Consider the following 22,839-nt stretch of genomic DNA (forward strand, 5'->3'; position numbering starts at 1 on the left):
AATAACTCTATCTTTTATTTTCTCATAGAATAGAAAAACAGGCTATAGGAAAAACCTAGTAGCCTGTATTTTTTCTACATATTATAAAGTTTTTATTGAATTGGACCTTTTGAAGTGAACATATTTTGTAACTCTTCACGTGTGAAATGATATTTTTCATTACAATAATGGCAAACAAGCTCTGTTACGTCATCTTCCAAAATAGCATTCTTATCTTCTTCACGTAATGTCATTAGCACACTGGCAAAGCGATCACGACCACAACGACATTGGAAATGAATTGGTTCATTATATACTTGATTCACAGTTAAACCATCGAGAACGCGTTCCATAAGACCTTTACCATCTGGATTTGCTTTCAAATATTCTGTAATAGGACCAAGTTCATTAATATTCTTTTCTACTTGTGCTAATGCTTCATCTGTAGCATCCGGTAAGGCTTGTACGATAAAACCTCCAGCTACAACTGTATGGTAATCTGGATCTACTAATACACCTAAACTAATCGTTGACGGTACTTGTTCAGATGCATATAAATAATATGCCAAATCCTCTGCTACTTCACCACTTTGAATCGGGCTTGTAGAAGTATAGTCTTGCGCCAATTGTGTAAATCGTGTAACTTGTACTTCCCCATTATGACCTACGGCAGCACCAACATCAAGCTTACCAGCATGCTTTAAAGGTACATCTACATGTGGCTCGTCTACATAGCCTCGAACCGTATTATCAGAGAATGCATCTACATGAACTACACCTAGTGGACCATCACCTTTGATACGAAGACTTACGTTTTCATGGTTTTTAAAATCACCAGCCAATAAAATAGCTCCCGTCATAGCACGACCTAAAGCAGCTGTTGCTACAGGCCATAAATCATGACGTACACGAGCTGTTTCAACTGTATCGGTTGTTACAGCTAAAGACATACGAACCCCTTCTCGGGTTGTAAAACGTTTTATATAATCCATTCTATCATTCCTTATTTCTACTTATTTTATATAAGATATTATATTTATATTGCTTATATAGTATATCATGTCAAATATTTAACTTTCAATAATAGAGAATATATGTTCGTCTAGTCTGATTTAAAGTTAAAAGAACATATTTTCGATGATATAAAAACACCCAGTACCATGAGATACTGAGTGTTATATATACAGTTCTTAGATTTGATCGATAAGGTTAACCATTTCGATTGCACCCATAGCACAATCATAACCTTTATTACCCGCTTTTGTACCAGCGCGTTCGATAGCTTGCTCGATGTTTTCAGTAGTCACTACACCAAACATAACTGGAATACCAGTTTCTAATGAAACGTGGGCAATGCCTTTTGCTACTTCATTACATACATAATCATAATGAGTAGTAGAACCACGAATAACTGCACCTACACAAATAACTGCATCATAACGACCAGATAAGGCAGCTTTTTTAGCAATCAATGGAATTTCATAAGCACCGGGAACCCAGATTACTGTAATGTCCTCTTGTTTAACGTCATGACGCAATAAGCAGTCTTCTGCTCCACCAATTAATTTCGACGTGATGAATTCATTAAAACGAGAACCAATAATAGCAAATTTCTTACCAGAACCTAACAAATTACCTTCTTGAACTACCATTATGATGACCTCCTATATTCCGTACATAGATTTTCTATGTGTGATAAAAACATTCTAAATTGAAGATAGACCATTATTAGTCTTCTAACATATGACCCATTTTTTCTTCTTTTGTTTTCAAATAGCCTGCATTAAATTTATTTGCTGCAATAATAAGTGGTACACGACTAGTCACATTAATTCCCCAATGTTCTAAGCCATGACGTTTTTCTGGATTGTTAGTTAATAAGCGAATACTATTAATACCTAAAAAGCGTATAATTTGTGCCGCCAAAGAATATTCACGCATATCTGCAGGGAAACCTAATTGCTCATTCGCCTCTACTGTATCAAGGCCTTGTTCTTGTAATGCATAGGCTTTAATTTTATTAGTCAGCCCAATACCTCGGCCCTCTTGACGCATGTATACTACAACGCCTTTGCCTTCTTTTTCAATAGCACGCAACGCATTGTCTAATTGTTCACCACAATCACAGCGCTTAGAACCAAATACATCGCCTGTTAAACATTCAGAATGAATACGTACAAGCACATCGCTACAATCTTTAACATTGCCCTTTACGATAGCTAAATGCTCTTTATGATCTAATTCATTCTTAAATACAAAGATACTAAAATCACCAAACTTAGTAGGTAATTTAGAGCATGCACCAAGTTCAACCATATCTTCATGTTGTTTACGGTATTCAATAAGTTCCGCCACAGAAGCTATTTTTAAGTCATGTTCTTTAGCAAATTCCATAAGATCCGGTAAACGTGCCATATCGCCATCATCTTTTGTGATTTCACAAATAACGGCAGCCTCTTGTAACCCTGCTAGGCGACAAAGATCAATAGATGCTTCTGTATGACCTTGTCGTACCAATACGCCTCCCTCTTTATAGACAAGTGGGAACACATGACCTGGACGGCGAAAATCTTGAGGTTTTGCAGATGGATCTAATAATTTTTGGATTGTATAGGCACGCTCTGCTGGAGATACACCGGTTGTAGTATCTACATGGTCAACAGTAACAGTGAAAGCAGTTTCATGGTTATCAGTATTTTTAGTAACCATTGCAGGAATGCCAAACTTTTCTAACGCTTCGCGGCGCATAGGCGTACATACGATACCGCGAGCGTATTTAACCATGAAGTTAATGTTTTCTTGCGTCGCAAACTCTGCAGCAATGATAAGATCACCTTCGTTTTCACGGCTTTCATCATCAACGATAATAACAGGTTTACCAGTTTTAAGGTCTTGTAAGACTTCATTAATAGAATGTAATTGTTCGCTCATAGGAACGCTCCTTACTTATATAAATCCATTCTCTACTAAGAGAGATTGCATAGAATTTTTAGGCTTTTCTTCGGTAGGTTCACTACCAAGATTCATAAAATGACGAATATATCGTCCAGCAATATCCGTTTCTAAATTGACCTCTGTTCCAATATGAGTAAAACCTAAAATAGTTTCACTCAAAGTGTGAGGAATGATAGAGACGGAAAAACTACTTTCTGTTCGTCGCATAATTGTGAGGCTAATTCCATCGATGGTAATAGAGCCCTTATAGATAACATAATCCATAACGGATTTTGGAGCCTCGATAGTAAAGATAATGGCATTATCGGTTTGTTCACGATTAATAATACGACCTGTACCATCTACATGGCCTGCCACAATGTGACCACCAAATCTACCATTAGCAAGCATAGCTCGCTCTAAGTTGACTGGTTGATGGACTTTCAAATTAGTAAACGTAGTCATCTTAATGGATTCTGGCATCACATCCGCTGTAAATATACTATTGCCAATCGTTGTGGCCGTCAAGCACACCCCATTAACAGCTACGGAATCACCAACTTTTAAATCGCTAAAAATTTTTTCTCCTCGAATTGTTATGGCTAAGGATTTAGGGCCCTTTTTAATGTTCTCGATGCGGCCGATTTCTTCAACGATTCCCGTGAACATAAGTGCCCCTCCTTCCTTGACGATACGCTTCAATGCGAATGTTATTATCTAATACTTTAGTCTTGGTAAAAGTTAATTGCGGTGAAACCTCTAAACTTTCAAAACCTCGACCTCCTACAGCAGGTGTTGCATCGTTACCACCAATAATGGTATTTCCAATATATGTTACGACCTTATCAAAGTTCTTCGTTTCCACAAAGGAACTGATAATTGCAGATCCACCTTCAACAAGAATAGATGTGTAACCTAGTTCACCTAGTTTTGTAAGAATATCATCGATAGATAATTTCTTAATATCTATGACAATGTCTGTGCTCTTGCTTTTACGAGTAGAAATAGATTCTACTACGGTTACTTGAGCACCAACTTGTTCTAAGGCTTGTATCCGATCCTTAGGACAACCTTTAGATACGAATATATGAATCTTGCGATTATTTATTTCAAAGACACGACTAGTAGTAGGTGTTCTACCAAGACTATCCAAGATAATTACATTTGGTTGATGAATCGTAATCGGTTCATCAAGTATGCTTTTATCTAATAACGCATCTGATAATTCACTATCCGTTAAACGACAATTTAACTGTGGATTATCTGCCAAAATTGTACCAATTCCAACGAGCATGGCATCATGCGTGGCACGCAACACATGTCCATCACGACGAGAGGACTCATTTGTAATCCATTGAGATTGTCCAGTAGATGTAGCAATTTTCCCATCTAGTGACATAGCACTTTTTAGAGTGACAAAAGGCTTACCTGTCAGTATATAGGTAAAGAAATGCTCATTTAGTTCAGCACATTCATCACTACATACGGGGCAAACAACCTCAATACCTGCTTCACGAAGTAACTCCATTCCTTTTCCAGAAACTAGTGGATTTGGATCCGTACTACCTACTATTACTTTAGCTATACCAGCCTCAATGATACGAAGCGCACAAGGTGGTGTTTTTCCATAATGGGAACATGGCTCTAATGTTACGTATAAAGTAGCACCTTTGGCATTATCACCTGCTTGATTTAGTGCATGCACCTCAGCATGAGCTGTACCAGCTTTATGGTGATAACCTTCACCGATTATTGTATTATCTTTTACCACAACAGCACCAACCAAAGGATTTGGTGAGGTGTGACCTGTGGCTAATTTTGCCAGTTCAATGGCGCGCTTCATATATACTACGTCATCCACCATATCACCTCAATAAAAAAAGGACTATTACATAGTCCTTGGGTCATCATAAATGCGCACAACAAATGTGCCTCGTCTTTTCTCATCCAGACTCTACTGTCGGTATCGGAATTGCACCGATTCATACCAAAAAGGTTCGCGGACTTTACCGCCGGTAAGGAATTTCACCTATCCCCAAAGACTTATCTATTTTGTTTATGAATTAATAGTAACACTTTTATTAATGTTATGCAAGAATAATAGTTTTGTATTGAGAAAGAATATTAAATAATTTGATTAAAATATAATTTTTAGAACACAAATACTAGAATAATATAAATAATAATATATATTTACTTTTAATATAAACATATATAAACTATGTATACAGTAAATAGTAACTTTTATCACATAATTACAAGTTAAACAAGTCTAATATAGTATATATGGTTTGAATAACCATATTTTAATGATAGTAATTATTAAATATAGGTGATAATATGGCAAAAAAACGAATTTCTGATGTACTTATAGAAGTCTTAGCCAATGCGGGCATCGAACGCATTTACGGTATCACTGGAGATAGTCTAAACTCTGTAAATGATAGTTTACGCCGCAATGGTAAAATTGCTTTTGAACATGTACGACATGAAGAAACAGCAGCCTTTGCTGCCGGTGCAGAAGCATCCCTAACTCATAAACTAACTGTATGTGCTGGTAGCTCTGGTCCTGGCAACTTACACTTAATTAATGGTCTCTTCGACTGTCATCGCAATCGTGTTCCAGTATTGGCCATTGCTTCTCACATTCCTCAATCTGAAGTAGGTTTGAACTATTTCCAAGAAACACATCCAGAAAATCTATTCAAAGAATGTTCTTGTTTCTGCGAACTTGTATCCAATCCTAAGCAAATGCCGGAAATTCTATTCCGTGCTATGAACGCTGCTGTTGGTAACCAAGATGTTGCTGTTATCGTTCTTCCTGGAGACGTTGCAGTTATGGAAATGGAAATTGATGAATTACCTGTGTGGAACCCACCTCGTTTACCTCATATCGTTCCACAACGAGAAGATATTGAAGAAATGGCGGCTCATTTAGAAACAGGCAAACGTATTACCCTATTCTGTGGTGCTGGCTGTGAAGGTGCTCATGACGAAGTAGTAGAATTAGCAAAACGCTTACAAGCACCGGTTGTACATGCTTTCAGAGGTAAAGAATGGGTTGAATGGGATAATCCATATGATGTAGGTATGACTGGCCTATTAGGCTATACATCTGGCTACCGTGCTATTGAACAATGTGATACATTGGTAATGCTTGGTACAGACTTCCCTTACCGTCCATTCTATCCAGAAAATGCGAAAGTAATACAAGTAGATAGAGATCCTAGCGCTTTAGGTCGTCGCGTACCTCTTACACAAGGTATCATTGGTACTGTAAAAGATACGTTAAAAGAATTATTACCTCTTGTAGGCCAACGTGGTGATACTGAATTTATCGACACAGTGCGTAAAGCGTACACTAAATTTAGAGGTGATTTAGATAGTTATGCCGTTGCCGAGCCAGATGGTGTAGCAATTCACCCTCAATACTTCGTAAATCGCCTCAATAAACTAGCAGCAGAAGACGCGATCTTTACCTTTGACGTAGGTACTCCAGTTATTTGGACTGCTCGCCATCTAAAAACAAATGGTAAACGCCGTATTTTAGGATCCTTTAGCCACGGCTCCATGGCTAATGCTATGATGCACGCCATCGGTGCTCAAAATGCATGTCCTAATCGTCAAGTCATCTCCCTCTCTGGTGACGGTGGCTTTACAATGATGATGGGCGAAATGCTGACTTTAAAACAATTGAATCTACCAATTAAAATCTTTGTATTCAATAACGAAGAACTTAGCTTTATCGCTATGGAAATGAAAGCTTCCGGCTATCTAGACTACGCTACAGACTTTGTAAATCCAGATTTCGGTAAACTTGCTGAAGCTGCTGGTATCAAAGGTGTGAGCATTCATAACTCTAGCGAAGTTGATGAAAAAATCATGGAAGCCCTTAACCATAATGGTCCAGTCATCGTTAATGTTCGCGTGGACAAACAAGAACTTGCAATGCCTCCGAAGATTGCTTACCAACAAGCTAAAGGCTTCAGCAAATACTTGATCAATGCAATCCTTGATGGCCGTGGTACAGAACTTAAAGAAATGGCCAAAACAAACTGGATGAAATATAAATCCTTATACTAAAACTTTACTAAATCTGCCAAATATTTAAAACTGCAAAACTTTCAAAAAAGAGGTGTCATCATTTGATGATACCTCTTTTATTACATAATTTTAATCATATACTGTTATAAAACCTTCAGTCCACCCTCTTAAATTAAGAGTAATTATGTCTATTCCTAAATACTCTAATCCATGTACTTTAAAGATATCCCATGTTTTATACCACTTTAATGCTTTCTCTGCATATTCTAAAGTGCTAAATAAACCTATGTGTCCAGAACTGGAATAATATGAATCTATATCGTAATCATACCAAACACCATAAATTTTGTTATTTACTATTTCATAGTTAATATCATCACCTATATGAGCACAATCATTTAAATAGTGAGTTGTTATAGAAAAAGAATTATCATTTAAATCAGAAAACCCAACTAATTTTTTAGACTCAGCTATTGTCGATTCAGCCAATGAAATATCCGTAAAAAATCCCAAACCAAAATACTCTGTATAAGGTAACATTTCATTTCTTTTATAGTGTGCTAAAGCTTCATATATTGGAACTCTCATAACTAACCCACTCACTGTAATATAAAAATAATATAAATATGACATTTTAATTATTTCTATCTATAATAATCGTCCTCGTAGTCACCTTTATACCGTAATCGATCGACCTCTGATGGGGACAGTATATTCCCCTCTTCATCAACATATTCTCGGAATTCGTTAAAGTATACTCCTGGAATATCTGATGCTTCTAGATTAGGCATATCCTCTAACTCAACATCCCAAAGTTCTATTTCATCCACTTGATTTTGAAGTCGCTCTATCATATTCCAACACTCCCTAGTATCAATGATATATATTAACTGTATTGTAACAAAATATATAAAAATAAGCACTATATTCCTCTTTAGGTGTATAGTGCTTACTTTGTATGTAGTTTTTTTTGTATTAAATTATGCCCCAAAGAGTGACATTTGTTCATCTTCAGGTAGTTCACCACAGCATTTGAGGTCTTTCATAAGATCAATGATGGTATTTGATACTTTACAACGGCGTTGTAAGTCTTTTAGAGATGTAAATGGACGTTCATTTCTTTCCTCGACGATAGCATCAGCCACTGTTTCACCAAGTGAATCAATAGCTAAGAATGGTGGCAATAAAGCTCCATCCTTAATGCTAAAGCGTCTAGCTTCAGAATGTTGAATATCTACATTAATAAAACGATAGCCTCGTTGATACATTTCCATAGATACTTCCAAGGCACTCATAAGGTCCTTGTCTTTAGGGCTGGCAGCACGATCAAGAGCCTTGATACGGTTAAACTCGGTCAATTGTGTTTTAAGGTCTCCTGTCATGATTCGTAAGTCGAAGGCTTTCGCGCGAATGGAGAAATATGCTGCATAAAATGCCAATGGATGATATACCTTAAACCAAGCAATACGGAAAGCCATCATTACGTAAGCTACTGCATGGGCCCGTGGGAATAGATAGGAAATTTTTTTACAAGATTCAATAAACCATTCAGGAATATTGTTTTCACGCATTTCTGCTTCAAATTCCGTCGTAGCTTGCCCTTGTTTATTTCGTTTTTCAATACCCTTACCTTTACGCACGTTTTCCATTACAAAGAAGCTATGCTTTCTATCCATGCCCCGATGAATCAAGAAGTTCATTACGTCGTCACGAGTTGAAATGGCTTCATTCAACTTACAAGTACCATTTTTAATGAGATCTTGCGCATTGTCAAGCCATACGTTTGTACCATGTGAAAAGCCAGAAATACGAACTAAATCAGAGAATGTTTGGGGACGAGAGTCTTCAAGCATGCCCCGTACGAATTTCGTGCCACATTCTGGAACAGCCAAGCTAGCTACTTGGTCACCTTGCAATTGCTCAGGTGTTAAACCAATCCCCTCTGTAGAGGAGAACAAGCTCAATGTTTTTGGATCATCAAATGGTATTGTTTTGGCGTCGATACCAGTCAAATCCTCTAACATACGAATAATGGTCGGATCATCATGGCCCAGAATATCTAGCTTAGTCATACGACCTTCAATGGAGTGATAATCAAAGTGTGTCGTTAATACGCCACTTTCCTTTTTATTAGCTGGATGTTGAATTGGCGTAAAGTGATGCACATCCATATCTCGAGGACATACCATAATACCACCAGGATGTTGGCCTGTAGTATTCTTCACATTTGTAAAGCCCTTTGCTAAATGTTCAAAGAAACCATTACGAGCTTGAATATCTCTAATTTCGGCGTACTTTTTAACATAACCAAAAGCAGTTTTATCAGCTATAGTACCAATTGTACCTGCTTTAAATACATTATCACGGCCAAATAGTTCTTCCGTATATTTGTGAGCTTTTGCTTGGTAATCACCAGAGAAGTTAAGGTCAATATCTGGAACCTTATCACCTTCAAAACCAAGGAAGATAGCAAACGGAATATCGTGACCATTTGTTTGTAATGGATGACCACACTTAGGACAATCTTTACGAGGCAAGTCAAAGCCCCCTGCATATTCACCCTTTTCAAAGAATTCTGAATATTTACAGTTAGGGCATACATAATGAGGCGGTAATGGGTTTACCTCTGTAATCTCAGACATGGTTGCTGCAAAGGAAGATCCAACGGAACCACGGGAACCTACGAGATACCCATCATCAAGAGATTTTTTTACCAACTTATGAGCGATGTAATACAATACGCCGTAGCCATTGGAAATAATACAATCTAATTCATAATCGAGACGTTCTTGTACGACACGAGGCAATGGATCACCATAAATAGCCTTCGCATTTCTATAGCACATTTCTGTGAAAGCTTCGTCAGCACCTTCAATCTTAGGTGAATATGTACCATCAGGCACTGGCTTAATATCTTCAATGCTATCATTAATAGCACGTGTATTAGTAACGACTACTTCGTATGCTTTCTCTTCGCTTAAATAAGGGAAGGACGCAAGCATTTCATCTGTAGTACGTAAATGTAAATCTGGCTGTTCGTCTGCATCTGGATAACCACATGCAGTTAACATGATTTCACGATAAATTTTTTCTTCTGGTGTCAGGTAGTGAACGTCACAAGTAGCACATACAGGTTTGTTTAAGGCTTCTCCTAATTCGATAACGGTCTTATTCATATCAATAAGTGCCTGCTCGTCGGGCATGAGACCTTTACGAACCAAAAACGTATTGTTAGTATGTGGTTGAATCTCAAGATAATCGTAGAAGGATGCTACTTCCAAAAGCTCTTCTTTTGTAGCTCCACGAACAATGGATTGCATAAGCTCCCCTGCTTCACAGGCAGAACCGATGATAATACCTTCACGATGTTCTTCAATAACGGAGCGAGGCAAACGCGGACGAACTTTGTAATGTTCAAGGTGAGAAATGGAAATCATTTTATATAAATTACGCAAACCAACCATATTCTTAGCTAATAAAATAATATGGTAACGTTTATCTTTTTCTTTCTTTTTCTTTTTATCTAGTACAGGCTCTTCATCTTTTATTACCGTTTCATCTTCGATGAGGTAACCTTCTACACCATAGATAACTTTAACACCTAACTCCTTACCAAGAGCTTGCGCTTCTGGGAAGGCTTGTACTACGCCATGGTCCGTAATAGCCACCGCAGGATGACCCCATTTTTTAATTGTTTTAAACAAGTCTTTTACAGATACGAGAGCATCTTTATCACTCATCTTAGTATGTAAGTGGAGTTCCACACGAGAGTCCGGACGATTTTCAGTTCGTTCCACACTAGTAGTTTCTATTGCTTCAATACTGCGAATAGAAAGGATATAATCCTTGTCAAAACGATCATCAAAGCTGACACTACCTTGTACGCGAACCCGTTGTAAGCCTTTTAGTTGTTTTAATAATTCATCCCCTTCTTCAGGACTGTTCGTAAACTTGATAAATTTAATGCTATTTGTATCATCTACAATGCTGCCGTTAACGATACTTTTACCCGTCTTAGTATCACGTTTATCTAAACCAACAAAGACACCTTCAAAAATTACACTAGGTGTATCCAAGGTCCCCATGATTTTAGATGTGACCCCTTCAATTTTAGGTCCTAAAATCATGCCTTCATCAGTAGGTGCATCCTTTGGTACACGACGAGGATATTTACCATCCCCTTCACTTCCTTTAGCCGTAGATTTTGTAGTTTTTTTAGGTCCAAAGCCTTTGCTTGCTTTAGGTGTACTACTCACAGATGCGATAGTATCACTACTGCTAGATTCGGCAGCCGTATGATTAGAACGAGACACAACAACTGGACTATTGTTGAAATAGCCTAATTCAATAGCTTCTACAAATGGGGCAAAATCATCTTCGTCTACATCATCATATTCATCTTGTTGGTCATAACCCGCAAAAGACTTGCCTCTAGGTTCTTGATTTTTAGCCTCTTCAGCTTCACGTTGTGCTTCAGCCGCTTCAATCCATTCACCAGCACCACAGCCACCGCCATAATAATAGGTATCTAACCCTTCACCCGTTTCAGTATCTACTTTCCAAGCAAAGCAACAAGCTGTATCTGTATTTGTTGGAATATCATCAAAAGAGATATTTTTTTCCTTATACCATGCAGACAACCTTTCACGTAGACTAAGCAATGTGGAAAATGCAGAGTCTGCTGCTTGAATCGTCACATGTTGGCTATGACAGTTCACATAGAAGGATGATTTCTTATTCCGTTTTGGTACAACACGATAACGTACTTTCATTTTTATCCTTTATACCCACAATAGGTAATACATAAATCTCTAAATCGCCAAATATCGCCCTTACTACTACGACTATCTAAAATAATCTCATAGAGCCCTTTTAATAAAGCTCGCAAGGCCTTAACTGAAATTCTAGGACTTGCTTCGTAAGCTAGCTTAATCGGATACGGTTTAAATGACGAATCATGGTCCTTACATAAGTTTTGTATGGCTTGAACAGACATTCCCGCTTGGCGACATTCGCTAACCAGTAGCTGCAAACGTAACTGCCCCTCAATATAGCTCATAGCACGATCTAATTCTTTATAGCCGAACATAAACGGAAATAATTCAAGCAATGTATCAATATCTCGTTTCAACAAAGCCTCTTTAAAGGTGAAAATATTTTTAGCACCATAGTCACTGCCATTTTCCTCTAGGAATTCTTTGGTAATTACTTTTTCCCCAGTAATTTGCAAGAAATATCGGTCAAACTCAGTTCTCATAAAAGAAACAGGTACATCTTGCCACAAATCGATGAGATGAGCTACGTATTCTTGTGCATCAGGCGTCATGTTAAAGCCATGAGATGTACAATATTGACGAATCCACATCACAAGGTCTGCCCCTTCAAGGCGCTTGCATTCAAGATTCGGTATTTTATTTAAAAGCTCTTTATTCTGCTTGATTCGTTTATCTATCATGTCATGATAAATCAAAACAATTGGATTATCCCCATTATATTCCATGATGAGCTCATATAATGGGACCCAAGCATCACTATTTTTGCCGCTTTTACGAATAATGGGCAAGTTAACTAAGCAAAACACTTTTTGATCCCCAAAGAGTGAATCTTCACAGAGCTTTTCACTAATCTTCTGTGGGCCCGCCTCATCGTCTAATACGGTCACTGGAAGGTCTGGATAGGCACTTAAAAATTTGCGTTTCTCTTCTTCAATTAATTGTGGCTCATCGCCATAAATGAGTTGAATATGTGCCATGTTTCCTCCTTTCACAGATAGATATCTTTGATATAGCCGTATCCCATTATATACATATGTTCTGTTGATGGATCCACATCGCGTAACGCACCGTGGGGACTACCAAATAGAATTGTACTATGAGGTGAAATACGCCCTATTTCATTCATTACACTGGATCGACTCGTTATATATAACACATTAGTCTTATCATTTAATTTTAGATTTTTTTCTCTACTTTGTCCATTATATACGACGATTTGGTTCATACCATTTTTATATACCACCTGTGCAGAACCGTTACTGTGAAAGTACTCAACTTTTACATCTTTAGGCTTTACACCATATGCCCTTATGGCCTGATTAATAAGTCTTTCATTAGGTATAGTTTTAATATAATCTGGTGCATCGATTAATAGATATGCTCCTCTATGGTTTGGGTCTATGCAAAGTAACACATTACACTGTTTCATAGGAATATAATGGATTATTGTGTCCTTATGATACTGAGTCACATAGTATGAAGCACCAAAGGTTGCAACCATACATAATAAGGACATCACTATATATACAGTATACTTATTCTTATGTGTCAAAAAATACGTAAATAAACCTAATAGAGCATAATATATATAAACACAATAAAGATGCATCATACCAAGCCAAAGTAGACTATAACTACGTCCTAACACATGATTTAAATATAAAGATATTCGCAATAGTACATCTACTAAAGACCATATTAACGATATAGGGAATACGTAACTGACTAAAGTACTTACAAAAATTAAAACTATGGATATATCTAATAGGGGCGCTACTATACAGGCTGCTAGCAAACTAGCAATACTAATATAGTGAAAGTAATAGAGTTGTAATGGCAATATGAGTAACTGTGCGGATACACATAATACAAAAGGTGTTTTTATCCACCTTGGTAACCACTGTATCCGTTCATATAGTACCTTTCCCCATATGAGTAAACCATAGGTTGCACCAAAGGATAACTGAAAGCTTACATCAAATAAAGAAAAAGGATCATATACAAGACATATAATAGCGCATATACATAAAGCCTGTTTAGCTTGATATAATCGTCCTTTTACATAAGCCATGCACATGAGTATACTCATCATCGTTGCACGTATAACTGGTGCATCTCCACCAATGATACAGCAATATGTACAAGCTACTAATATACCTAAAATTAAGCATGTGCGCTTCCGTAATTTAACGAGTCTTCCTAAACCGTAAATTAAGGCTAATAGCAGTGCAATATGTGAGCCAGAGATAGAAAGAATGTGGATGAGACCCGTATAAGCAAAATCTTTTATTCGCTCTTCCCCTAGCTCACTATAATGACCACCCAAGCATAAGGCTTGTGCTAATACCTTTTGTGGGCCATCTAGATTACTAGCAATATTTTTTTCAATAGATTCTCGTATTTGACCACATAAATATAAACTTCTCCTATATATTTCTTCATAAATACTCTTTTTATATGAAAATGTTTGTAAATCTTTAGCACTGGCAGGTCGATAAACTCCATCGTAGATTCGTCCTCTTGTATTAGAGCTCATATATCTGCCTCTAAGATTAATGCGTCCTTCCTCTTCAATGAGAAATAAGCTTTTTGGTGTACCTTCAATTATTGCTTGTTCCCCTAGCCGTATTGTATACTTTGTAGCAGATACCTTTGAGTAAATCTGTAATCGACCCTGTGCCTTAATATAGTCATTTTTAGCAGAATCTTTATAGGGATGTAATCCATGTAACTCTACATTATATTTGTAATATTCCTGTCCATCTAGATTTACTATTTCAGGAGATGATACAACAGTACCTAGATATTCTCCTTCTTGCTGTAAATAGTATGATGTATAGCTACTATAATTAATAATTTGTAAGTCTGTATGATAATAGGATAATCCCATTGCAGCAAAAACTAATATTAATAAATTGGCATATAAACGCCACCTACAATAAGATTGCATTATTTTAATAACAGTTACACCAATAATAGCTAAGGCAATCGCAAAAATATAATGCATTTGACTAAGTACGGGATAATATTTACCATATCCTAATATAGTGCCAATTATTATAGATCCCAATATAGTATGTGCCCATTGGCTATAAGTTATAAATGGCTTTGTATTAACTAAAACTTGAGTATTGAAGATTGATTCCTCAAACGCTCGTTCTGTATTCCTAAATTTAGATTGTAATTTTATCTTTAATCTTCTTAAATACGCCATCACCGATGCCCTTCACCCCCTTGATACCTTCAACGGATGTAAAGGGTCCTTTTTGTGAACGATACTCTTCAATTCTTTTTGCCATAGCGGGTCCTATGCCTGGTAATGCATCAAGATCTTTTGCAGAAGCTGTATTGATATTAATTTTGTTACCGCGCAATAAAACCTCTGGATTGCCGTGGAAGTTAAATACTATATGGATATGATCTCCCGCATTTACTGGTTTTGCCATATTGACTGATTCTATATCAGCATAAGGTAGTAGCCCACCTGCAAGCTTTACCATATCTCCATAAGTAGCTGAATTTTCATATTCATACAATCCTGGTGATACAACAGCACCTGTAATATACGCAATTGGTTTATTGGGCAATTGTTCTACATTTGATATAGAAGAATTTCCATCTATTGCCCCTTCAGCTAGGACAGAATCGCTTTCATCTGTTATAATAGGCCATAGGAAATAAATTCCTACTAAAATACATAGGATTAATATAATTATCGTATACGGCTTCAATTTACTTTTCATAATGCACCTCCTACTAAAGGATTTTCCAATATAAAAGTAAACTCCTACCGTTGACTCTATTGGTCACACAAGCAGGAGTTTTATAATTGATGTCGAATATAAGGAGACTCAATGAATCAAGATACATTAAGAAAATATGCCCGTACATTATTACAATACGGCGTAAATTTACAACAAGATCAAACTTTAGTTATTTCTGTTGATGTGGAAAATAAAGACTTTGCAGTTATCGTTACAGAAGAAGCCTATCAATTGGGGGCTAAAGAGGTTGTCCTCAACTGGCGCTGTTCACCTATTGCACGTCAACGTTTAATGCATGCCAAAGAAACAGTCTTAGAAAAACCTGCTAACTGGATTCCTGAATTCTATAAGCAATACATCGATGATAAGGCCGCTTTCTTATCTTTGATTAGTGCGAATCCAAAAGCGTTAGAAGGTATTCCAACAAATCGTATTTCACTACAATCTCGTAACTTAAATAAAGCTTTATCCTTCTACCATACAGCGATTATGAACTCCTCTGTTACATGGTGCGTTGCTTCTGTACCAACTGTTCTATGGGCAGATTTACTTGGCTATGAAGGTACAGATGAAGAGAAAATTGAACAACTATGGGCTACCCTATTAAAACTTTGCCGTATTGAAGGTGTAGAACCGAAAGACACATATCGTCATCACATGGCAAAATTGCGTCACCGCTGTGAAGCATTGAATAAATTAGACTTAAAGGCATTGCGTTATACTTGTAAAAATGGTACTGACCTCTTATTAGAATTACCAGAAGGTCATATATGGCTAGGTGGTGAAGAATCTTCAAAAGATGGCACTATTTTTAATGCCAATATTCCTACAGAGGAAGTTTTCTCCGCACCCCAATATAATGGTGTTAATGGTATTGTATACAGCACAAAACCTTTAATTTACCAGGGTAATACTATTTCTGATTTCTCCTTTACTTTCAAAGAAGGTAAAATCGTTGATTATACTGCAAAAGAAGGTTATGAAGTATTAAAAGAGTTAATAGAAACCGATGAAGGTTCCCTCTACCTCGGCGAAGTTGCTTTGGTGGACCACTTCAGCCCAATTAGCCAATCTAACCAAATTTTCTACGAAACATTGTTTGATGAAAATGCATCCTGCCATTTAGCGATTGGTGCATCTTATCCTACATGCCTCAAAGATAGTGATGGTTTATCTAAAGAAGAATTAAAAGAACGTGGCCTTAACTACTCCTTAACACATGTAGACTTTATGATTGGTCATGAACATATGAATATTAAAGGCTACACTCGTGACGGTCAAGAAGTAGACATTATGATTGATGGCCGTTTACAAGTATAAACAAGTGAAACGTTCCCATAAAAACTGGACTTCCTATCTAACTTGTCTATTAGATAGCAATTTATAATTGAAAGCTACATATAAAAGAGCCCCTATATACAAGCGTATATAGGGGCTCTTATTAGTGGTAAAAAATTATTATATCACAATGTAATATTCAATGTGCGGCCTGTAGATTTGTATTCAATAATGTCTACACCTGCGGTTTTCAACATCCGTTTGGATGCTTTTACTTCTTTTGTATCCTTATAGAGATCATCGCGATAGATAACGGCTTTAATACCACTTTGAATGATGGCTTTCGCACATTCATTACATGGGAAAAGCGTTACATATATTTTAGAGCCCTCTAAAGAACCGCCACGATAATTCAAAATTGCATTCAGTTCACTATGTACGGTATAGAAATACTTATTATCATCAGCTGTATCACGTTCCCATGTGAAATCATCATCACTGCAATTCAAAGGCATACCATTATAACCAATGGACAAGATTTTATTATCATTACTAACAATACATGCACCAACTTGTGTATTTGGATCCTTAGAACGTTGTGCTGCCAAAATGGCAACACCCATGAAGTATTCATCCCAGGAAATATAATCGCTACGTTTTGCCATAATTACCTCACTTAAAATAAGCCCCCTTCTACCTATGTAGTTGGGGGCTTACAATATTAAACAAATAGAATATCCTTATTTAACAACGATATTTACAAGTTTACCAGGTACGTAAATAACTTTTACGATATTCTTACCTTCTATAAATTCTTGAACACGGCTAGATTCTTTGGCCAATGTTTCTAATTCTTCTTTTGTAATATTTACGGAAACAGTAAGTTTATCACGAACTTTACCATTTACTTGTAATACTACTTCTACTTCATCTACAACGAGAGCAGATTCTTCGTATACAGGCCATTTTTCAGTATGGATGGATGTAGTTTCACCCAATTCATGCCACAACTCTTCTGTCATATGAGGAACAAATGGTGCTAAAAGAAGCAATAAGGAATGTGTCAATTCATTAGCTAATGCGCTATTGATTGTTTCTGCTTTATCCTTATGAGCGTACATAGCATTTACAAGTTCCATGATAGCAGAAATAGCAGTATTGAAGTTGAAGTTGTTATCGAGGTCTTCTGTTACCTTTTTGATAACACGGTGTAATTCACGACGCAATCCGAATTCGTCTTTTGTAAGATCACCAGTTACATTTTTCTTAGCCTCTTCGTTGTACGCATCAACAATACGCCATACACGGCCTAAGAAACGATAGGAACCTTCAACACCTTGGTTAGACCAATCAAGGTCACGATCTACAGGAGCTGCAAATAAAATGAACAAGCGAGCAGTATCAGCACCATAGGTATTGATAATTTCTTCAGGAGAAACTACATTACCTTTAGATTTAGACATTTTGCTGCCTTCTTTAAGAACCATACCTTGTGTCAACAAGCCACGGAATGGTTCATTTGCATCGATAAGGCCTAAATCATGAATAACTTTCACAAAGAATCGAGAGTACAATAAATGCAAGATAGCATGTTCAATACCGCCGATGTATTGGTCAACATTCATCCAGTAATTAGCAATTTTTTTATCGAATGGAGCTTGGTCATTTTTAGCATCTGTATAGCGCAAGAAGTACCAAGAGGAATCGATAAATGTGTCCATTGTATCTGTTTCACGACGTGCAGGACCGCCACATTTAGGACATGTAGTATGTAGGAAGTTTTCAGATGTAGCTAATGGAGATACAGCACCAGATTCAAATTTAATATCCTCTGGCAAGCGTACTGGCAACTCTTCTTCAGGAACGAGTTGTTCCCCACATTTTTCACAGTATACTACAGGAATTGGCACGCCCCAGTAACGTTGACGAGAAATCAACCAGTCACGAAGACGGAAATTTACTTTACCTTCACCAATGCCACGTTCGTTAAGAGCTGCCGTGATATTTTTACGAGCCTCTTCAGATGTTTGGCCATTATATTCACCAGAGTTAACGAGGATACCATCTTCATGATACCATTCTTGCCATTTATCAAGGCTGTATTCTTCACCTTCACAAGCTACAACTTGTTTAATAGGCAAATCATATTTATGAGCAAATTCCCAGTCACGTTCATCATGCGCAGGGGAACCCATTACAGCACCAGTACCATAGTCTACCAATACATAGTTTGCAATCCACACAGGAACTTGTTCGCCAGACATTGGGTTTACTGCATAGGAACCAGTGAACATACCTTCTTTAGGTGCCTCTGTAGATGTACGGTCGATATCGCTCATATTGCGCATACGCGTAATGAAAGCTTCTAATTCAGCTTTATTAGGAGCATTTTCAATGAGGCGTTCCACATATGGATGTTCAGGAGCCAATACTACATAGCTTACGCCGTAAATAGTATCAACACGTGTAGTATACACAGATACGCGTTCATTGATGGATGGCACTTCAAAGGAAAATTCTGTACCTTCAGAACGACCAATCCAGTTCTTTTGCATCAACTTAACGCGTTGTGGCCAATGATCTAGAGTATCTAAATCAGCTAACAAGCGATCTGCATATTCAGTGATGCGTAAAAACCATTGCGACAAATCTTTTTTCTCAACAGGGTTATCACAGCGCCAACAAGCACCATCGATAACTTGTTCATTTGCCAATACAGTATGACAAGTTTCACACCAGTTTACTTTTGCTTCCTTTTTATAGGCTAGGCCTTTTTTATAAAACTGTTCAAAAAACCATTGAGTCCATTTATAGTAATCTTCTTTACATGTTGCTACTTCGCGGTCCCAATCATAGGACAAACCAAGTGCTTTTTGTTGCAATTTCATGTTCTCGATGTTATCAAGAGTCCATGTTTTAGGTGCTATGCCATGTTTAATCGCCGCGTTTTCTGCAGGCATACCAAAGGAGTCCCACCCCATTGGATGCAACACGTTGAACCCCTTCATTTTCTTGAAGCGAGCTACTACGTCACCAATGGAATAGTTACGCACGTGCCCCATGTGTAAATTACCAGATGGGTACGGGAACATTTCTAATACATAGTATTTTTCTTTTGATTCATCATATTCTGTTTTAAACGTATGGTTATCTTCCCAATACTGTTGCCACTTTTTTTCAATATCTTGGGCTACATATTTTTTGTTCATGTAGGGGCCTCCTCATATGGTCAACCTCATAAGTTGCCATTTTATAATTAATGTTTTTATTTTACTACGTACTGTAAAAGCAGTCAAACACTAGCGTTTTACGACTTGAATAGTTTTTGTTAAATCATTTTTAGGGCTTGTATTTTGATCCGAACTATAACCAGTATATAAGTCATTTTGCTCTTTAACTGTTTGTTTATTATGCTCTTTTTTAGCTTTAGCCTCTTCTTCTAAGCGTTTTTTCTCAGCTTTTACTTTTTCAGCTTCTTCTTTTGCTTTGCGTTTAGCAGCCTCTTTCTCTTCTTTAGCTTTCCGTTTTGCTTCTGCTTTAGCTGCTTTTTCTTTTTCTTTTTCTTCTAAGCGTAATTTGTATTGTTCAAGCTTAGTTAATGGTTTAGCTTCTTCAACTACAGGTTCAGGAACAACTGCTGTAGGAGATTTAGGAATACCACGTCCTAAGTCTTTTTCTTGAATCATAGTAATCGTAGAAATATCTTCAAACCCTTTACGCCATGCTGCAAACCCACCAAGGTGTAATTCTTTTACCAGATCAAGTTTTAAGCCTAACGATGTATTATCTTCAAACCAAATACGATCTGAACCAGCAGCTGTTGGAATAGATAAATAGTATAACTTTAATCGATCGTCCCAAGTCATTTTATCTCTGTAATTAGTAAAGTAATTCCCTGTATTCTTCATAGCCAGTGTTTCACCCTTAGCATAACCATTTGTATCATGCCATAAGCGCATATAGAATGGTACCCCTAATATTAGCTTTTGAGAAGGAACTTCAGAGAGCATTCTTTCTGTATGGCTACGAACCCAAGGATAACTTGCAACAGGACCTGCAGTAGTACTCTTAGCCCAAGTTTCGTCATATGCCATAAGAACTACATAGTCGACAGTATCTGCCAAAGCTTTGCGGTTATACACTAATGACCATTCTGGACTATCAGAATAGCCAGTCACATCGATAGAAGTTTTAATATTATATTGATGTAAATGATTAGACAAATATGCTACAAATGTTGTTAAACGATTGCGGTCAGCATAATCGATGTTTTCAAAGTCAAAGTTATAACCATCAAACCCATATATATAGGCATATTGAACAAGATTATGAGCATATTTCTTCCATACCGATTGGTCCGCCAAAATACCACTTGTAAAATTAGAGTCAAACCGATTAGTAATCAACGGCCAAATATGATAGCCTTTATTCTTATACGCTTTCACATAATCAATATTAATATTTGGACTTGCTTCTAAACCTAAGCTATGCAATTTAAACCAACTTGGAGAAATGATATTATCACCACTCGTATTGAGTTTTGCCTGATATGGAGCGCCCTCCGCTGTCCATGGATCAAAAGCCCACGCCAATGGTGTTTGCAATGTATAAGGCGCTTTCACCGTAGATGCTTCTGGTGCAGGGCCTAAAATAAGTTGACCATTATTTTTTGTATAACTAACACCCAGCATAGCTGGTTCAGACTCAATATCTACATAGGATAGACCATCTTTTTTGGTAATGGGCAATTTAACAGGTTCACCTACGGATGTAGGATTTAAAACAACCTTATCACCTTGTAATTCACTTTGTGGAACATACACGGTATATGATGTTTTATATTGATTTGCTTCGTAATGACGTGTAGTATTAGCTAAAAATTGATCTAATGGAACCAATACCTCTGCATGTACGAATGTACTTGATAATGCGGACATTACTAAAGCCGTTAACGATTTTATAATAGTAGATTTACGAATCATGTACTCTCCTAATTCTAGGTCCCATACTGGGATACAATACCAATTTCTATATTATACCATATTATATATAGTTCATCTCTTTTCTTGCACGAAGGATATATGTAATTTATAATTTAATCTATGTACTAATAAAAATTATCACATAAGGAGTTTTGTATGCATCAATATTTATTTTTCATAGGGGACTTCCCTATTAGAGCCTATGGTACCATGTTGGCTTTGGCTATCATCTGTGGTGCCTCTGTTGCCTATGTACTTTTGAAAAAAGATGGCCGCGGTTGGCATGAACACATCATCGACTTTTCCATTACTGTTGCCGTAGCTGGTCTCATCGGTGCTCGCCTATGGGATGTCTTTTTCTTTGATTGGGATTATTACGGTAATCATTTATTGGAAATTCCCTTTGTTTGGCAAGGAGGCATGGCCATTCAAGGTGGCGTAGTACTAGGCACAATTGCGGGCTATTGGTATCTTCATAAAAACAAGATTGACTTTTGGGCTTTTGCCGATTTATTTGCCCCTGCATTGATTTTGGCTCAATCCGTAGGTCGTATGGCAAACCTTTTAAACGGTGATGCTTTTGGTCATCCTACGGGCGGTAATTATGGTATTATTTATCCTGAAAGTACCCTTGCATACCGCACCTACGGTAATCAACCACTATGGCCTGCCGAAGTATGGGAAGGTCAAATCGATATTCTTATCTTTGTGGCCCTTCTATTATTTGGATCTTTTAAGCATGCTAAGGGTCAAGTATTCGTACTATATGCCATTCTCTATTCTACGGCTCGCTTTTTCTTAGAGTTCTTACGTGGCGATTACGTAAACGTAACGCTAGGTCTAAAATCTGCTCAAATGACGAGTTTAATAGCTATCATTGTCGGTATCTGTGTATTCATCTATCTAGGCTATCTAGAAAAGAAAAATCAAAAGGTACTTGTTGATATAGAATCAACAGTAAAAACTAAAAAACGTAAATAAATTACATATAAAAAGAAAAGTCCTGCATTCATTGGTTTTACCATTGAACGTAGGACTTTTACTATTTTTTGAAATAAAACTATTTCTTAAAAGGCTATTTTC

The 22,839-nt window shown here is 37.1% G+C and carries 17 protein-coding genes and 1 riboswitch; of the genes, 3 read left to right on the forward strand and 14 right to left on the reverse strand.

What is annotated here, in order from left to right; genetic code table 11:
• Positions 1-92: 92 nt before the first annotated feature.
• From hslO to ribD, 5 genes are all read right to left on the reverse strand, one after another.
• Positions 93-971, reverse strand: coding sequence for an Hsp33 family molecular chaperone HslO (gene hslO, locus ACGHIY_RS04715; RefSeq protein ID WP_012864385.1), 879 nt, complete (start codon positions 969-971; stop codon positions 93-95).
• Between the two features lie 198 nt (positions 972-1,169).
• On the reverse strand, positions 1,170-1,631 hold the full coding sequence (gene ribE / locus ACGHIY_RS04720; RefSeq protein WP_101928287.1) for a 6,7-dimethyl-8-ribityllumazine synthase: 462 nt from the start codon (positions 1,629-1,631) through the stop codon (positions 1,170-1,172).
• Positions 1,632-1,707: 76 nt separating this feature from the next.
• Positions 1,708-2,910, reverse strand: coding sequence for a bifunctional 3,4-dihydroxy-2-butanone-4-phosphate synthase/GTP cyclohydrolase II (locus tag ACGHIY_RS04725; RefSeq protein ID WP_101928288.1), 1,203 nt, complete (start codon positions 2,908-2,910; stop codon positions 1,708-1,710).
• A 15-nt stretch (positions 2,911-2,925) separates the two neighbouring features.
• Positions 2,926-3,582, reverse strand: coding sequence for a riboflavin synthase (locus ACGHIY_RS04730; protein WP_390525757.1), 657 nt, complete (start codon positions 3,580-3,582; stop codon positions 2,926-2,928).
• On the reverse strand, positions 3,563-4,777 hold the full coding sequence (gene ribD / locus ACGHIY_RS04735) for a bifunctional diaminohydroxyphosphoribosylaminopyrimidine deaminase/5-amino-6-(5-phosphoribosylamino)uracil reductase RibD (RefSeq protein ID WP_287525468.1): 1,215 nt from the start codon (positions 4,775-4,777) through the stop codon (positions 3,563-3,565). The genes ACGHIY_RS04730 and ribD overlap by 20 nt, the downstream gene beginning before the upstream one ends.
• 67 nt (positions 4,778-4,844) lie before the next feature.
• Positions 4,845-4,960: riboswitch (FMN riboswitch) on the reverse strand.
• A gap of 293 nt (positions 4,961-5,253) precedes the next feature.
• Here ribD and poxB point away from each other — a divergent pair.
• Entirely contained in the window at positions 5,254-6,996 is a 1,743-nt protein-coding gene (poxB, locus tag ACGHIY_RS04740; RefSeq protein WP_278621926.1) for a ubiquinone-dependent pyruvate dehydrogenase, read from the forward strand.
• Between the two features lie 90 nt (positions 6,997-7,086).
• On the opposite strand, the gene ACGHIY_RS04745 is transcribed toward poxB, so the two are convergent.
• The 6 genes from ACGHIY_RS04745 to ACGHIY_RS04770 form a co-directional block, all read right to left on the reverse strand.
• The gene (locus ACGHIY_RS04745) at positions 7,087-7,545 is read right to left on the reverse strand and encodes a hypothetical protein (protein WP_390525758.1); all 459 of its coding nucleotides are present in this window, start codon (positions 7,543-7,545) and stop codon (positions 7,087-7,089) included.
• 56 nt (positions 7,546-7,601) lie between these two features.
• Entirely contained in the window at positions 7,602-7,811 is a 210-nt protein-coding gene (locus ACGHIY_RS04750) for a hypothetical protein (RefSeq protein ID WP_021148165.1), read from the reverse strand.
• A 126-nt stretch (positions 7,812-7,937) separates the two neighbouring features.
• Positions 7,938-11,729, reverse strand: a complete 3,792-nt coding sequence (locus ACGHIY_RS04755) for a PolC-type DNA polymerase III (protein ID WP_390525759.1) — start codon at positions 11,727-11,729, stop codon at positions 7,938-7,940.
• A 2-nt stretch (positions 11,730-11,731) separates the two neighbouring features.
• Positions 11,732-12,709 carry a DNA polymerase III subunit delta gene (gene holA, locus ACGHIY_RS04760; RefSeq protein WP_004697054.1) on the reverse strand — a complete coding sequence of 326 codons (978 nt, stop codon included), beginning with the start codon at positions 12,707-12,709 and terminating at the stop codon, positions 11,732-11,734.
• A gap of 11 nt (positions 12,710-12,720) precedes the next feature.
• Positions 12,721-14,949, reverse strand: a complete 2,229-nt coding sequence (locus ACGHIY_RS04765; protein ID WP_390525308.1) for a ComEC/Rec2 family competence protein — start codon at positions 14,947-14,949, stop codon at positions 12,721-12,723.
• Positions 14,906-15,475 carry a helix-hairpin-helix domain-containing protein gene (locus tag ACGHIY_RS04770; RefSeq protein WP_390525309.1) on the reverse strand — a complete coding sequence of 190 codons (570 nt, stop codon included), beginning with the start codon at positions 15,473-15,475 and terminating at the stop codon, positions 14,906-14,908. The genes ACGHIY_RS04765 and ACGHIY_RS04770 overlap by 44 nt, the downstream gene beginning before the upstream one ends.
• Before the next feature lie 111 nt (positions 15,476-15,586).
• Between ACGHIY_RS04770 and ACGHIY_RS04775 the strand changes: the two genes are divergently transcribed.
• Positions 15,587-16,816 carry an aminopeptidase gene (locus ACGHIY_RS04775; RefSeq protein WP_390525310.1) on the forward strand — a complete coding sequence of 410 codons (1,230 nt, stop codon included), beginning with the start codon at positions 15,587-15,589 and terminating at the stop codon, positions 16,814-16,816.
• Between the two features lie 143 nt (positions 16,817-16,959).
• Here the strand turns inward: ACGHIY_RS04775 and ACGHIY_RS04780 are convergent, their stop codons facing one another.
• The 3 genes from ACGHIY_RS04780 to ACGHIY_RS04790 all read right to left on the reverse strand — a co-directional run bounded on the left by ACGHIY_RS04780 (position 16,960) and on the right by ACGHIY_RS04790 (position 21,756).
• Complete coding sequence (locus ACGHIY_RS04780) at positions 16,960-17,439, reverse strand: dCMP deaminase family protein (protein WP_004695896.1); 480 nt, start codon at positions 17,437-17,439, stop codon at positions 16,960-16,962.
• 75 nt (positions 17,440-17,514) lie between these two features.
• Complete coding sequence (gene leuS / locus ACGHIY_RS04785; protein WP_390525311.1) at positions 17,515-19,983, reverse strand: leucine--tRNA ligase; 2,469 nt, start codon at positions 19,981-19,983, stop codon at positions 17,515-17,517.
• A gap of 90 nt (positions 19,984-20,073) precedes the next feature.
• Positions 20,074-21,756 (reverse strand): glycosyl hydrolase family 18 protein, encoded by a 1,683-nt coding sequence (locus ACGHIY_RS04790; RefSeq protein ID WP_390525312.1) that lies wholly within the window; start codon positions 21,754-21,756, stop codon positions 20,074-20,076.
• A 156-nt stretch (positions 21,757-21,912) separates the two neighbouring features.
• Between ACGHIY_RS04790 and lgt the strand changes: the two genes are divergently transcribed.
• Positions 21,913-22,737 carry a prolipoprotein diacylglyceryl transferase gene (lgt, locus tag ACGHIY_RS04795; RefSeq protein WP_390525313.1) on the forward strand — a complete coding sequence of 275 codons (825 nt, stop codon included), beginning with the start codon at positions 21,913-21,915 and terminating at the stop codon, positions 22,735-22,737.
• Positions 22,738-22,839: the final 102 nt, after the last annotated feature.

The organism is Veillonella parvula, from assembly GCF_042850485.1.
Classification (GTDB): domain Bacteria; phylum Bacillota; class Negativicutes; order Veillonellales; family Veillonellaceae; genus Veillonella; species Veillonella parvula_Q.